Origin of the sequence: Reichenbachiella sp., from assembly GCF_039944555.1 — a bacterium.
Lineage (GTDB): Bacteria > Bacteroidota > Bacteroidia > Cytophagales > Cyclobacteriaceae > Reichenbachiella.
In genome coordinates this window covers 199,545-214,421 of record NZ_JBDUYN010000009.1, presented here as the reverse complement: position 1 = coordinate 214,421, position 14,877 = coordinate 199,545, and the positions used below count along the sequence as shown (strand labels likewise).

The 14,877-nt window shown below is 42.8% G+C and carries 13 protein-coding genes; all 13 read left to right on the top strand.

The genetic code is table 11. From position 1 onward, the window contains the following. Positions 1-46 precede the first annotated feature (46 nt). The 13 genes from ABJD64_RS17170 to ABJD64_RS17110 all read left to right on the top strand — a co-directional run bounded on the left by ABJD64_RS17170 (position 47) and on the right by ABJD64_RS17110 (position 14,808). A complete protein-coding gene (locus ABJD64_RS17170) occupies positions 47-736 on the top strand; it encodes an alpha/beta hydrolase (protein ID WP_348181816.1) in 690 nt (229 codons plus the stop codon). A 7-nt stretch (positions 737-743) separates the two neighbouring features. Further along, complete coding sequence (locus ABJD64_RS17165) at positions 744-1,517, top strand: aldolase/citrate lyase family protein (protein WP_348181815.1); 774 nt, start codon at positions 744-746, stop codon at positions 1,515-1,517. Next, positions 1,514-2,503 (top strand): ester cyclase, encoded by a 990-nt coding sequence (locus tag ABJD64_RS17160; protein WP_348181814.1) that lies wholly within the window; start codon positions 1,514-1,516, stop codon positions 2,501-2,503. Before ABJD64_RS17165 ends, ABJD64_RS17160 begins: the two co-directional genes overlap by 4 nt. Positions 2,504-2,604: 101 nt before the next feature. After that, positions 2,605-3,612: an ester cyclase gene (locus tag ABJD64_RS17155; RefSeq protein ID WP_348181813.1), complete on the top strand. Its 1,008-nt coding sequence runs from the start codon at positions 2,605-2,607 to the stop codon at positions 3,610-3,612. Next, on the top strand, positions 3,605-5,875 hold the full coding sequence (locus tag ABJD64_RS17150) for an arylsulfatase (RefSeq protein WP_348181812.1): 2,271 nt from the start codon (positions 3,605-3,607) through the stop codon (positions 5,873-5,875). The genes ABJD64_RS17155 and ABJD64_RS17150 overlap by 8 nt, the downstream gene beginning before the upstream one ends. A 23-nt stretch (positions 5,876-5,898) precedes the next feature. Next, positions 5,899-6,912: a cupin domain-containing protein gene (locus ABJD64_RS17145; protein ID WP_348181811.1), complete on the top strand. Its 1,014-nt coding sequence runs from the start codon at positions 5,899-5,901 to the stop codon at positions 6,910-6,912. Next, on the top strand, positions 6,912-7,979 hold the full coding sequence (locus ABJD64_RS17140; RefSeq protein ID WP_348181810.1) for an alpha/beta fold hydrolase: 1,068 nt from the start codon (positions 6,912-6,914) through the stop codon (positions 7,977-7,979). The genes ABJD64_RS17145 and ABJD64_RS17140 overlap by 1 nt, the downstream gene beginning before the upstream one ends. A 68-nt stretch (positions 7,980-8,047) precedes the next feature. Further along, positions 8,048-9,349 (top strand): histidinol dehydrogenase, encoded by a 1,302-nt coding sequence (hisD, locus tag ABJD64_RS17135; protein ID WP_348181809.1) that lies wholly within the window; start codon positions 8,048-8,050, stop codon positions 9,347-9,349. A 56-nt stretch (positions 9,350-9,405) separates the two neighbouring features. Continuing rightward, positions 9,406-11,013 carry a sodium/solute symporter gene (locus ABJD64_RS17130; RefSeq protein ID WP_348181808.1) on the top strand — a complete coding sequence of 536 codons (1,608 nt, stop codon included), beginning with the start codon at positions 9,406-9,408 and terminating at the stop codon, positions 11,011-11,013. Between the two features lies 1 nt (position 11,014). Then, entirely contained in the window at positions 11,015-11,869 is an 855-nt protein-coding gene (locus ABJD64_RS17125) for an SMP-30/gluconolactonase/LRE family protein (RefSeq protein WP_348181807.1), read from the top strand. Continuing rightward, positions 11,862-12,602 carry an SDR family NAD(P)-dependent oxidoreductase gene (locus ABJD64_RS17120; RefSeq protein ID WP_348181806.1) on the top strand — a complete coding sequence of 247 codons (741 nt, stop codon included), beginning with the start codon at positions 11,862-11,864 and terminating at the stop codon, positions 12,600-12,602. Before ABJD64_RS17125 ends, ABJD64_RS17120 begins: the two co-directional genes overlap by 8 nt. Positions 12,603-12,609: 7 nt before the next feature. Then, positions 12,610-13,629, top strand: coding sequence for an ester cyclase (locus ABJD64_RS17115; protein ID WP_348181805.1), 1,020 nt, complete (start codon positions 12,610-12,612; stop codon positions 13,627-13,629). A gap of 33 nt (positions 13,630-13,662) precedes the next feature. Then, a complete protein-coding gene (locus tag ABJD64_RS17110) occupies positions 13,663-14,808 on the top strand; it encodes a cobalamin-independent methionine synthase II family protein (protein WP_348181804.1) in 1,146 nt (381 codons plus the stop codon). Positions 14,809-14,877: the final 69 nt, after the last annotated feature.

Genomic DNA, 14,877 nt, shown 5'->3' with positions numbered 1-14,877 from the left:
ACATTAAAGGAGGTAAATCCTTCTTTGATGTTCAATTTGAAGTGATATGCACAAACTAGTCATGATTCCGGGTACACTTTGCAATGAGTCACTTTTTAGACATCAAGTCGAATATTTTAAACACACATTCGAACTGCATGTAGTAGACAGTAGTAGTCGTGATACCCTGCATGACCAGGCAAAAGCAATCCTTGAACAGGTGCCGGGAAAGTTTATTCTGATGGGATTATCTTATGGCGCGATCATCGCATTTGAGATCATCAGACAAGCTTCAAATAGACTAGAAAAATTGATCATATTGAATAGTAACTATAAAATACCATCAGATCAAACAAGAGCAAATTTTGCAAGGTTTGAAGAAATGACCAGGAAGGGAAGGTTTCAAGATATTACGTCTGATTATCTGCTCCCATTAATGCTTTATCCATCCCATTCAAAAATAGAATCTCTGTCTAATGAAGTGATAAAAATGGCAGATTCAGTGGGTGTTGAAGGGTTTAGAAATCAAATGAAAGCACAACTCAGCAGACCTGATTCTTCTCAAACCCTTAAAGAGGTTGTTTGTCCGACGCTGATCATTGCTGGGGCACAAGATAAGGTGTGCCCGGTAGCGTGGCATCAGGAAATGCATGAGATGATACCAGGGTCAAAGTTGGAAATAATTGAACAATGTGGGCATTTGAGTACGATGGAACGACCAGAAAAAATAAATCAAACAATCACAAACTGGATCTGATCAAACAATGAAGAATGAAGTGAAAGATCGATTAAAAGAAGGGAGGCCTATCGCCAATGGTTGGCTTCATATTCCGTCAGGCTGGACTGCTGAAGTAATGGCTACAGCAAAATGGGATGCGCTTACGGTCGATCTACAACATGGGATGATTGGATTTGATACCGCTTTGCAGATGTTACAGGCAATTTCTACAAGTAACCTTGTACCAATGGCAAGGGTAGGATGGAACCGCCCTGAACAAATTATGAAACTACTGGACGCAGGAGCCATGGGCATTATTTGCCCGATGGTTAACAGTAGGGAAGAATGCGAATCGTTTGTGCAAGCTTGTAAATACCCGCCATCGGGAATTCGAAGTATGGGACCTACGCGGGCCAAATTACTGCATGGAGATGAGTACCTGGAAAAGGCCAACGAGCAGGTTCTCACACTGGCGATGATAGAAACCACTGAGGCGGTGAGAAATTTGAAAGAAATTTTGAACGTGGATGGACTCGACGGAATATTTGTGGGCACCGGAGACCTGAAGCAATCGATCAAGGCTGAAAACCCTAATGGCAACATACAGAAACTACTTGATTCGGCCTTGAACATGATCGTGGAACAAACACAAAAGAAGCAGCGAATTCCAGGTATTTGGAGTCCCTCATTAGAAGTTGCTAAGGTCATGATGAACAAGGGCTATCAACTCATTTCATTTATGTCGGATAGCATGATATTAACTCAATATTCAAGGCAGTTAGTAGCTGACTTGAAATCAAGTTTTGAAGAAAAACAATGATATATACTGAAACAAAAGAATATCGACTGAACGGAGAAAATCAGGAACTGCCTGGGTTCGACCAGAAATACTCAAATATTGTGGACTACATCCTGAAAATCACTGAAGAGATTTGGGAACAGCGAGCCATTTGGGTAATCTACGACACCTACGCCAAAGACCTTGTCGTTCATGCTGGAGGACTGGATATTCAGGGAGTGGAAGAAGTAGTCAAGAGTACTTTGCTTACACTTTCATCATTTCCCGATAGGAAAATGCTTGGTGAGGCGGTGATCTGGTCTGAAGAATTTGGTGATGCATTCTATAGTTCACACCGTATATTGTCTCATGCCACCAATACAGGAAAAACAGCACATGGCACTGCCACAGGTAAAAGAGTCGAATTCAGGACAATTGCCGACTGTGTCATCAAATCCAATATGATCATTGAAGAATGGTTGGTAAGGGATAACCTTCACCTCATAGAGCAGCTGGGATTTGACCCTGTTGAAGAAGCCAAAAAAGATAACCGCTATGAGGCAATCAAGCCAGTGGACGTCTCTCCATCGAAATTGGGAGACCTCGATTCGGAAAGTCCCGCTAATCTTATCCAACAACTCTTTCAACGTGTCTATTCAGATAGAACGATCTCAGACATTGGAGCATTTTATCATACCGACGCAGTCATCCATGGCATAAGAAACAAAGATTACAACGCATCAAATTTTGAAAGACATTTATTTGAAATACTCAGCTGTTTTACAAAAGAGAAAGTGATTTTGGAACGGATTACCGTCAACAAAAAGAACGGAGAACATGAGCTGGCTGCTCGCTGGGTGCTGAAAGCCCAACACGCTAGAGGCGGGTTTTTTGGGATACCATCAGGCAAGCAAATCATTTTAAGAGGCATAAATCACTACATCGTGAAAGATAGCAGGATCATTGAAGAGTGGATGTTATTTGATGGCTACGATGTGCTTTGCCAGATAAACAACGAGAGGAGTTAGGTATGTCGACCGCGAGTACTTGATGAACACGCTTTATCAATGCCTGCAACTTGCGGATCTCAGCATACTAAGAATGTATCAAAAGAAATAGAGAATAATAAATGATCAATACCAATAAAAAATACGTAGCTGATTTTTTAAATGAGCTGTCTCAGGCCAAAATAGACGAACAAATAATGTCTATTTTGAAGACCTATCTGGATGGGAATATTGAATTAAAAGCAAGCTCCCCTTTTAAACCCATGCAAGGTTGTGAGGAATGGATCTCCGGACTTTGGGGACCTCTGCTCAAGTCCTTCCCCGACTTGCAGATTCAGCCATATATTTTGATGGGCGGCGAATACAAAGAGACTTCATGTGTTTCTACTACAGGTAATATAATTGGGACATTCAGCCAAGACTGGCTCGAAATTCCTAAAACAGATCAACCTATGTGGATTAGATATGCAGCCCACTTTGTCATAGAAAATGGTAAAATATCCAAGGCCTGGTTCTTTTTTGATATGCTAGACGTACTCAGACAAGCAGGATTCAATTTTTTTCCCAACCGAGCTATAGAATGTGTGCCCCCTGGTCCAATGACAGGAGACGGAGTGTCATTGCAAGATTCTGATCCCAAGGAGAGTAAAAAATCACTGGAGTTGACAGCAAACATGCTCGATGGTCTGGGCAGCTATGATGGTAAATCACTCGAATCCATGGGGCAGGAGAGATTTTGGCATGAGGAAAAAATGATGTGGTATGGGCCCTCAGGGATAGGGACTACCAGGGGACTTAAAGGATTTCAAAAATACCATCAAGTCCCTTTCATTACAGCGTTTCCCGATAGAGGAATTACCGAAAAAACCGATGCCACTCAATTCGCCCAATTCGCTGATGGTAACTACTCTTGCGACTTTGGGTTCCCTGCCATGTATGGCACACACCTGGGAGATGGCTGGTTAGGGCTGAAAGCTTCTGGTATCAAATGTTACCCAAGAGTGGTAGACTTTTGGAGACGTGAAGGAAATAAACTCGTCGAAAACTGGGTATTTATCGATATGATCGATATGCTCGGCCAATTGGGGATAGATGTTTTTGAAAAATTAAAAAACCACAGAAATGGGTAATGGGAAGTCCATAAATAGACGTGGATTTATTCAATTGTCGGCATTGGCATCCGCAGGTATTGCGGTTGGTTGTCAAAATGTTCAATATGATAAAGTCAATTTCTCCTCGACTAGTTATAGCTCAAAAAATAAAGGATGGAGTCCAAGATCTCCGAAAAGAAAACCTAATGTATTGATGGTTGTCTTAGATGATGTCGGCTTTGGTGACTTAGGATGCTATGGTGCCGAGCATAAGACTAAATGTATCGATGGCCTGGCCGCAGAAGGAACAAGGTTCAATAATTTTCACGTGACCGCTTTGTGTGCCCCTACCAGAGCATGCCTTCTTACCGGAAGAAATGCACATGCAGTAGGCGTTGGTAACATTGCAGAATGGGGACGAGATCATGAAAGCTACCGAGGTTGGATCAGACAAGATGCTGCCACATTATCTGAGGTGCTCAAAGCAGATGATTACGCCACATATGCCATTGGTAAATGGCACTTATCCCCGCTAGATGAACAAAATGCGTCAGGTCCATTCAATCAATGGCCAACGGGTAGAGGGTTTGACAAGTGGTATGGATTTCATGGAAATGCCATGGATCATTGGCATCCGGAAATGTTTGAGAATACTCAGGCGGCATATCCTGACAAATCGAACAACTATCATTTAAGTGAAGATCTAGCTACCAAGTCGATTGACTATATAAAAGATCATGTGGCCTCTGATGCCGAAAAACCATTTTTTATGTATCTGGCTTTTGGTGCTTGTCATTTTCCATTGCATGCTCCTTCGGATAACATTCGGCGTAAAAAAGGGCAATATGATGAAGGTTATGAATCCGTAAGAAGTAAGCGATTTGAGAAACAAAAAGAAATAGGGATAATCCCTGCTGAAACAGAACTGTCACCCCTGAATAAAGCAGTGAAACCTTGGCAAGAATTGAGCAAAGACGAAAAAAAACTAGCCGCCAGAGGTCAGGAAATATATGCCGCTTTTCTTGAACATACCGATCATCAAATACAACGTGTAATAGATTTTCTGAAAGAAGAAAATATGTTTGATGACACGATTGTTATGGTGGTTTCTGACAATGGAGCCGCCCCTGGAAGTGAGATCGTGCCCAGCATAGACACGCGTCGAGCCGCTTATATGGGGCCGGAATCCATGGAGGAAAAAATGAAATACTTGGACAAATTGGGCTCAGATGAATCATACGGAGGTTCTTCCACAGGATGGTCTCAAGTAAGCAATACGCCACTCAAGTGGTATAAAGCCGATACTTATGGAGGAGGGACAAGGTCTCCACTCGTGGTAAGTTGGCCCAACGGAAATCTGCTGCAAAATCAAATATGTAAGCAATACACCCATGCAATAGATGTAGTCCCTACTTTATTGGACATGCTAGACATAGATTTCCCATCCGAAATCAGCCACCAGGTAATGCTACCCATACAAGGTTTGAGCTTCGCATATGCCTTCGATAATCCTGAGCAGAAAACAAGAAAACAGGTTCAGTATTTTGAAACACTGGGAGACAGGGCAATTTGGGCAGGTGGTTGGAAAGCAGTAACCAAACACCAAAAAGGAGATTCTTTTGAAAAAGATGTATGGGAGCTATATCACATAGAGAATGATTTCTCCGAAATCAATAACCTCGCAGATCAGCAGCCTGAAAAACTCAAAGAACTGATTAACCTTTGGTTCCAAGAGGCGGAAAAGTACAATATTCTTCCAATGGCTGATGATGCCATGGGGTTATATATAAAGACTGTGCCTCAGCCAAAGGCCAGGTACCTATTCTTTCGGGGATCAACCAGATTAGACAGATTAAGCGCCCCCGATATTTATAATTTCAACTCAAAACTGCGGGCAGAGGTAGAGGTAGGAACAAATGCCAATGGTGTTATCCTCGCTTCCGGAGACAGTGGGGCAGGATATGAATTATACATTCGAGATAGCCATCTGTGCTTTACTTATGTCTACACAAGGACCCAGGTTGCCAGAGTCCAATCAAAAATAAAAATACCTGCCGGAAAGCACCTTCTAGGTTTTGATATTAATAAAGGGAGAGATGGGGAGAAAACATTGGACTTAATGTTGAATGATAAAGAAACAGGATCCTTAAAACTCTCTGATATGTGGGAAATATATGTGCCGAATTCAGGATTACGCTGTGGCGAGAATAGGCATGCCCCAATATCCAGAGACTATAAACCACCATTCGTGCTAGATGGACTTAAAAAGGTTGTGGTGGATTTAAACATTTCAGAATTATAAAATGACTATTCAATTAACAAATTATGCTTCAAGAAAGACTCATACGCTATAAAGATTTAATGCCCTGCAAAGCAGCATTTATTGATGCCAAAACTCCAGGCAGCGACCTCAAAGATAATTTTAGCATTATTGGTGGTGGTGTGTCAGAGAGCACCCATCAAAAGGTAAACCTGTCGCTCAACCATGGGTATTGCATTGGCGCTGCAGGTCAGCCCCCGAGAATAAAAAACTCTCCACATTCACACTTTACAGCCGAGGTATTTATGGTGTATAGCGGTAGATGGAAGTTTTATTGGAACAACGACTGCCAGTCGGAGGCTATCCTGGAGCCTGGCGATATCATCTCACTGCCCACTAATATGTTCAGGGGCTTTGAAAATATAGGTGACGAATACGGAATGATCTTTTCAATTCTTGGGCATGATGATGCAGGTGGCGGTGTCGTTTGGTTGCCTAGAGTGATTGATGAAGCCAAAGGCCATGGGCTGGTGTTACTTGAAAATGGGAAACTGGTGGATACCACAATCGGTGAAAAAATCCCAGAAGGCCTAAAACCTATGCCGCCGTTGACTGAAAGTCAATTGGATGGCTTTGACCAATACTCTCCTGATCAAATGAGCGCATATGTAGGCAAGCAAGGTACATATGTACCATCATCCTACAAGGGTTTTCCAAATGAGACACCAGAGAAACTCACCTATTATGATATTATCGGCCCTCAGGACAGTGTAGACCATAATTTTCAGGTTAAGCCAGGAGATAGCAATGGGGATCAATTCAATGTGTACGGCATTCAGTCAGCTGGAGCAGGGTCAACAGGGAAATATAGCCGAGAAGAGACGGAAGTAATGCTGGTACATCGAGGGGAATTCGAAGTAACCTGCGAACATGATGGAGAAGAAATCAATGAGATACTCAAGGATGGCGACATCGTGTCTTTTCCCTCAGGATCGGTCCGGAGCGTCAATCCCAAAGGTGGAGGGTTTGCCTATCTCGTAGTGGGGGGTGATTACCCAAAACGACCAACTGTAGATTAATGAACAGGAAGAAGGTAAAATATAAAAATTACAAATTAGCTCGCCTGCTTATGGCTGGGGTGATTTTTGTTAGTTTGGTTTCATCTTGTCAGCAAAAGAAAGCAACCGTTTTAGGCCATGAAGAACTTGCCCCTATTTCAATTGAAGCACTCAGAAAAAGAGATTTTACGACTTCTTTAAAGTTTGAAAAGGAGCTAGTGTCCGGGGAAGGTTTTAATGCCGAATTGTTGTCATTTTACTCTGACAGCCTGAGAATTTATGCCTTACTAAGCAAACCTAAAACAGAAAAACCTGAAGGAGGCTATCCTCTAATTATTTTCGGACATGGGTTTCATCCGGAGCCAAAAAAATATGGAATTAGTAAGGCTTCAGGAAAAAGCTGGAGGCCAGGTGATTATTACAGAGGGATTCCTGAATCGTACGCACGACGGGGCTTTGTAGTTCTTACGCCAGATTATCGAGGGCACAATGTGTCAGACGGCTTTGAGTTTACTCAAATGGGGTTTCTGGCGCACAACTTCTATACCATTGACTTGCTTCATTTGGTAGCAGCCCTACCGTCGCTGGAAAACGTCAATCTTGATCGTGTGTATTACATGGGACACTCCATGGGAGGAGATGTAGGGCTAAGGCTGTTGTTGACAACAAATAAGATAAGTGCCGCAAGTCTATGGTCTCCGGTAGCCGCAAGTACATGGCAGCAGGTTTTGTATTACGGTAAATATGAAGAAGAAGGAAAGGTGATAAATACGGAGAAGATTGACGAGTACATGGCCACTCTTCAAGATAATCTCAATGGTTTGAGCTATGAATATTCAGTAGAGCAGGGAGACCCAATAAATTTTATTCGAGAGTTAAATGTACCGGTGATCATTCATCATGCGACCGGAGATCAATCAGTGCCATATATGTGGTCAGAAAGTTTGGTCGCCAGGTTATTTGCCCACAAGAAACGCTTTGAATTTTATACTTATCAATCAGGCAATCATTTATTAATAGATGAAAACAGGATGCTGGCCTTTGACCGTGATATTAGCTTTTTTAATAAATATGGTAATCTGAATTAGTAGGAAGAGTCTATTCAGATAGACGATCCAAAAAAAAAATAAAACGAACGATTTTAAAATTAGTAAACATGTCAATCAAGTACATAAAACAAGGAATGCAAGCTGAGGAGTCGGCTGAAAACCAAGCTAAAACCAGACAAATAGTTGAAGGGATATTAAGCGATGTTCAAAAAAATGGTGATGATGAGATTAGAAAATTATCACAGAAATTTGACAATTGGAACCCCGAGTCATTTCGGCTAAGCGATCAGGAAATACAGCGTATTATTGCGCAGATTCCTGAAAAAACAGTTGAGGATATTAAGTGGGCACAAGCACAAGTAAGGAGGTTTGCCCAAATTCAGAGATCGACCTTGCAGGATGTAGAAATAGAAACTATTCCAGGAGTGGTGCTTGGTCATAAAAATATTCCTGTCAATTGTGCAGGTTGCTATGTGCCGGGAGGTAGATACCCCATGGTGGCATCGGCTCATATGAGTGTGTTGACGGCCAAGGTCGCAGGAGTGAAGAAAGTTATTGCTTGCACCCCTCCAGACCCCAAAAGTGGAATGCCACCAGCAGAAACTGTTGCTGCCATGCATTTTGGAGGTGCAGATGAGATATACATCCTTGGAGGAATCCAGGCCATGGCCGCCATGGCCTATGGATGCATTGGCATGGATCAGGTGGACATGATCGTAGGGCCGGGTAATCATTTTGTGGCAGAGGCGAAGCGACAGCTATTTGGACAGGTGGGAATTGATTTATTGGCTGGACCTACTGAAACATTGATCATTGCCGATGAGACTACCGATGCAGAGATGGTCGTGACTGATTTGCTAGGGCAGGCCGAACATGGTCCCAATTCACCGGCAGTGCTGTTGACAAATAGTGAGGAACTGGCCAACCAAATAGAAGATGAGGTAGTGAAACAGTTGGCGGTTTTGCCTACAGCTGATCTTGCCAGTGTTTCGTGGAGGGATTATGGTGAAATTATCCTGGTAGATACAATTGAGGAAATGGTAGCAGTAGCAGACGACATCGCTAGTGAACATGTTCAGGTGAATACTGCAGATCCAGATTATTTTCTTAAAAACATGACCAATTACGGAGCGTTGTTCCTAGGGAACAGGACGAATGTAGCTTACGGTGATAAAGCGATTGGTACTAATCATACTTTGCCTACAAAAAAGGCAGCCCGGTTTACAGGAGGACTTTGGGTAGGCAAATTTATCAAGACCTGCACCTATCAACGTGTCTTGACGGATGAGGCTAGTGTCCTGGTGGGGAGCTATTGTTCACGTCTTTGCGAAATTGAAGGTTTCAAAGGGCATCAAGCTCAAGCTGACTTAAGAGTGAGAAGATATGGAAGTGTCGAGGAATTGGCCTGAATTTGATAAGTTAAAGCATAGAAAATGGAAGTAGGGAAACATATTAAAAGCTGGGTATGGTAGAATTTGGTGTATTAAATTGGACTATTCTTGTCGGATACATAGCAATCAATTTGTTACTTGGCTATGTCCTGAGTAAAAAGGTAGATTCTGCGGAGGATTTTTATGTAGGTAGGAAAACCACCCCTTGGTGGGCCATCGGTATCTCAGTAGTGGCTACTTATGTAAGTGCGATGACCTTTTTAGGTGCACCTGCCTGGGCATACAAAGAAGGCCTGTCTGTAATAGCCATACATTTGAATTATCCAATCGTAATTTTCATAGTTATTACCTACTTCCTGCCCTTTTTTTACAACAGTAAAGTAGTCTCCATATATGACTATCAGGAAAAACGCTTTGGAAAGACTTCCAGGTCTGTCATATCCATCATATTTATGGTTACACAAGCCTTGTCTTCAGCAGCTGTACTTTATGGTACATCTTTGGTGATTGGTTTCATTACTGGTATTGGAGTGATAGAGTGCATCCTGATCGTTGCGGCAATTGCCTTGGTTTATACGGCCCTAGGAGGGATAACAGCCGTAATATGGACGGATGTTGTTCAGTCGGCCATCTTGATTCTAGGAGGAGTTGTGATCATGTACGCCCTGCTAAGTGATATGTCCCTCTCATTTGCTGAGACATTGGCTGAATTGAAATCGTCTGGAAAAATCAATCCGGTAAACTGGTCATTTGACTGGACACAAACAACTACTGTTTGGGCCGGCGTGATCGCCATGACCCTTTATCACACTACGGTATATGGAGCCAACCAAATGATGGTTCAGCGAACGCTGGCAGCCAAAAATATAGGTGATGCAAAAAAATCCTTTTTGATGATGGGCTTTGCTGCATTTTTCATCTACTTCTTTTTCATTCTCCTGGGTGCACTTTTTTATCACTACTATGAGGGCAAACCCTTCGAGAATGAAAACATGATCATCCTTGAATTTGCTGCAAGCTATGGTTTGCCAGGTTTGATGGGCATACTCACCGCAGCAGTTGTGGCAGCCAGCATGTCCAGTCTCGATTCGGCACTCAACTCCCTGTCTACCATTACGACAGTGGATTTTTATGAAAAATATTTCAAACCAAATCAGTCTACAGAACATTACCTGAAAACATCCCGCTGGTTTACTGTAGCTTGGGCCGTACTGATCGTACTTCCCGCAATAGGCTACACACTAACTGAGGGCTCAATTCTGGAATTGTTAAGTAAAGTGGGATCTTACTTTGTAGGTGCCAAACTAAGCATGTATGCACTAGGATTCTACTCAAAGCATACTACTGAAAAAGGCTTGCTCATTGGTGTAGCAGCCGGTATGATCGGTGTTTGGATCATAGCCGTTACCACTAGCATAGCCTGGCCATGGTATTGTCTTATTGGAGCAGTAATCAATATTGGTGTTACAATTCCTGCCAGTATCATTTTGGATGGTTTTCAAAAGGAATGGTCACCATATACTATCAGAGCACAGAAAGCCATGTTTAAAGAAAAGGGTTTGCAAGAGAAAGATAACGGTTGGTACATTGTTCCGGGCAAAATAGACAGTGCAAGCTATTATTTGCTTGGTTTTTTTGTAATAAGCTTACTGTTTTTGGTGGCAATTCAATACTTTATATAGCATGAACCCTGAACTTGTATTGCATGTCAATGATTCCATTTTGGGCGAAGGGCCCGTTTGGGATCATCGGGTCAATCAACTTTGGTGGGTAGATATTCCTCGTGGATTGGTATACTGCTATGACCCTGAAAATGAAGAGAATAAAACGTACTCCGTCGGCCAAATGGTAGGGGCAGCTATTCCCTGTGAGGAAGGAGGGTTGATATTGGCTTTGGAAAACGGATTTGCCTTTTTTGACCCCAAAAACCACCAAATGAAGCCCATATTCGACCCTGAGTCAAACATACCCACCAACCGATTCAATGATGCCAAATGCGACCCCAAAGGCAGACTTTGGGCCGGAACAATGCGTACTGACCCGCCTCGAGATGCTGTAGGTAGCTTGTATTGCCTTGATTCAGATCTGAAAACCACCAAGAAATTGTCTGGAATAAAAGTTTCCAACGGATTGGCCTGGACATCCAAAGCAGATAAGATGTTTTATATAGATACCAGAAACAATGTCATCATGTCCTTTGACTATGAGATAGAAACAGGCAATATCTATGATAGGAGTGATTTTCTGACATTCGATACGTTGTTGCCCGATGGTATGTGCATTGACGAAAATGATAACTTGTGGGTAGCCTTTTATTCAGGAGCAAGCGTTTGTTGTTTTGACACTCGGAATGGGAATAAACTAGAGCAAATAGATATGCCCGTAGCCAATCCTACCTCATGCGCCTTTGGAGGCAAAGTGTTGGACACACTTTACATTACGACGGCAGCTAATGATGGAAAGGATGATGGAGGGGCATTGTTCGCTGTAAAGCCTGGAGTAAAGGGGTGTAAAACTAATTTTTTTAAATATGACTAGAGACAGAGTAGCATTAGTAACAGGCGGTAGTGGAGGGATAGGTTCGGAAATTTGCCGTCACCTTGCTGCTGCAGGCTTTAAGGTCGTTGTGAACTACAACTCAAATCTTGAAAAAGCGCAATCCACGCTTTCCAGTTTGGAAGGAGACGGCCATCAGATCTGCCAGGCTTCCAATACCGAAAAGGAGCAGTTGTCAGATATGGCTGGTTTTGTAGAAAAAGAATATGGAAGACTCGACGTTTTGGTCAATAACTCAGGAGTCACCAAGCCGGTACCACACGAGGATATGGATGCTTTGGACGATGATTGGATTGATAAGATCATGCAGGTAAATTTTCGTGGAGCCTTTGCTTGTATTCGGGCATTCAAAGACCTATTGCAAAAAGGAAGCAACGCAATAGTTGTTAACATATCAAGTATAGCAGGACAAACAGGAATTGGGAGCAATGTGGCCTACTGTGCTTCCAAAGCAGCAGTTGATTCTATGACTCGTTCTCTCGGTAGAGCTTTGGCTCCTGATATTCGGGTTGTATCACTTTCCCCAGGTTGGGTAATGGGAGAATACGCTTCGACTTTTTCTCCGGAGTACATACAGGAGCAAAAAGACAAAACTCCCTTAGCGCGAATTGCCAATCCCGAAGATGTTGCCAAAGCAGTTGTCACAATTTCAGAATCTTTCACGTTTTCCACTGGATGCATTTTTCCTGTGGATGGCGGAAGGCCATTGTTGTAAATAGAATATGCAAAACTTTCAGAAATCTAAAGAAGTAGTTAGAAACTACATAGCCGCATTTGACACGGCAAGTCAAGATCAAATGGAAAGCGTACTAGCTGAGCATACTGCTTCCGACTATTATTGGAGAGGGATGCACCCTTTTTATGAGCAAATAGGAGCAGAGGCAGTGGTCGACACATTTTGGCGACCTTTTCGGAATGCTTTCGCTCCTGTACAACGACGTGAGGATATTTTCTTTGCAGGCGCAAATGAGTGTGATAATGGGGATACTCAATGGGTTGTGAGTACTGGTAACTTTCTTGGATTGTTCGACAAAAACTGGTTGGGAATACCATCTACAGGCAAAATGGCCTTTTTGAGATATGTCGAATTTCATAGAGTCAATCAGGATGGTAAAATTGCCGAGACAGCACTTTTTTGTGATATTTTAAGCCTCATGGATCAAGCTGGGCAATATCCTTTGCCACCAATGACAGGTGCTTCATTTTTATATCCAGGCCCAAGAACACACGATGGGTTGCTTTTTGGTGAACAAGAGCCTGAAGAGGCTGCAGACACCATGAAAGTCTTGAACCAAATGATTGCCGACCTGGATGAGCTGAATAAATCAGGTAACGATCACTGTTCACCAGAGTTACTTTCAAGGACATGGGCAGAGGATATGATTTGGTATGGCCCGACAGGGATTGGAGCCAGTTATACCATAGAAAGATACCAAGACCAGCATCAATTTCCATTTCGCGAAAATCTGGAAGACAAAGTATTTAATGGCCATATAGCACGATTAGCAGAAGGGAACTATTGTGGTTTTTTTGGCTGGCCAAACCTGAACAACAAAAATAAGGGAGGTTTTTTAGGCCTGCCCAAAAGTGAAGTGCATGCACCTATGAGAGTGGTGGATATATATAGAAGGGATGGGGATAAGCTTGCCGAAAACTGGGTGTATATCGATATGCTTCATTACCTGTTTGAACAAGGTTTGGATGTATTGGGTCGTATGAAAAAAATAAACAGGACTTATTGATCAAAGAAATTTGGCCAAACTAAATGAGCAAATATGAAGACAAGCAATGCTAGAATACTTACCACCCATGTGGGGAGTTTGCCAAGGTCAAAAGCTGTTACAGATTTGGTTTTTGCTAAGGAGCATCAAAAACCGGTGAACGAAGAAGAATTTCATTCTACGGTACAAAAAGCTGTCGATGAGGTAGTTCGAAGGCAGGTTGAGTCTGGCGTAGACATTGTCAGTGACGGAGAGATGAGTAAAATCAGTTACGCTACTTACATAAAAGATAGGATTACGGGATTTGAAGGGGATAGCCCAAGGAATCCCCCGAGCGATTTGGAGGAGTTTCCCGGTTTTTTACAAAGAGCGGTGAAAGGAGGAGGTACACCTACGTATTCCAGGCCATGCTGCGTTTCAGACATTGAGGTTAAGAGCACCATGCCACTGGAAAAAGATATTGAACACTTTCGGTCGGCTATTGAAAAGCACAATCCCACAGATTCTTTTATGAATGCGGCTTCTCCAGGTGTAATAGCCCTTTTTCTGCCAGATAAGCACTATAATACTCAGGATGAATACCTGGAGGCACTTGCTGAAGCGATGCGGCAAGAATACGAAGCTATTGTCGCGGCAGGTTTCAATTTGCAATTGGATTCCCCAGATATAGGGCTAGGTCGCCACATGATGTTCAAAGGAGAACCAGAGGAAAACTATGTGCGATTGGCCAATCAGCACATAGAAGTAATGAATCATTCCCTGCGCAACATTCCATCAGAACAGATTCGCATGCACGTCTGTTTTGGCAATTATGAAGGTCCGCATCATCACGATGCTCCAATGGAGGTAGTACTTCCGATTGCTCTCAAAGCCAAGCCCCAAGCTCTTCTGTTTGAAAACTCAAACCCCAGACATGCACATGAGTGGGAAGTTTTTAAAGATGCTCAAGTCCCTGAAGATAAAATCCTTGTGCCAGGCGTGTTGGATTCTACAACAAACTTTATCGAACATCCCAGATTAGTGGCTCAGAGGATTGTGCAGTTCGCTCATATAGTTGGTAGAGAAAGGGTTATAGCTGGAACTGACTGCGGGTTTTCTACTTTCGCAGGATTTGGAGCTGTTGATGAAGATATCGTATACGCCAAGCTAAAGGCTATGGCTGAAGGGGCCGAGCTGGCAAGTAAGAGCTTGTGGAAGTGATGTAGTGGTAGATCAGATTTGTTTTTTTTTGTCAGCAGTGTACTGGTAGCCAACAACTAAAAGTTTGAT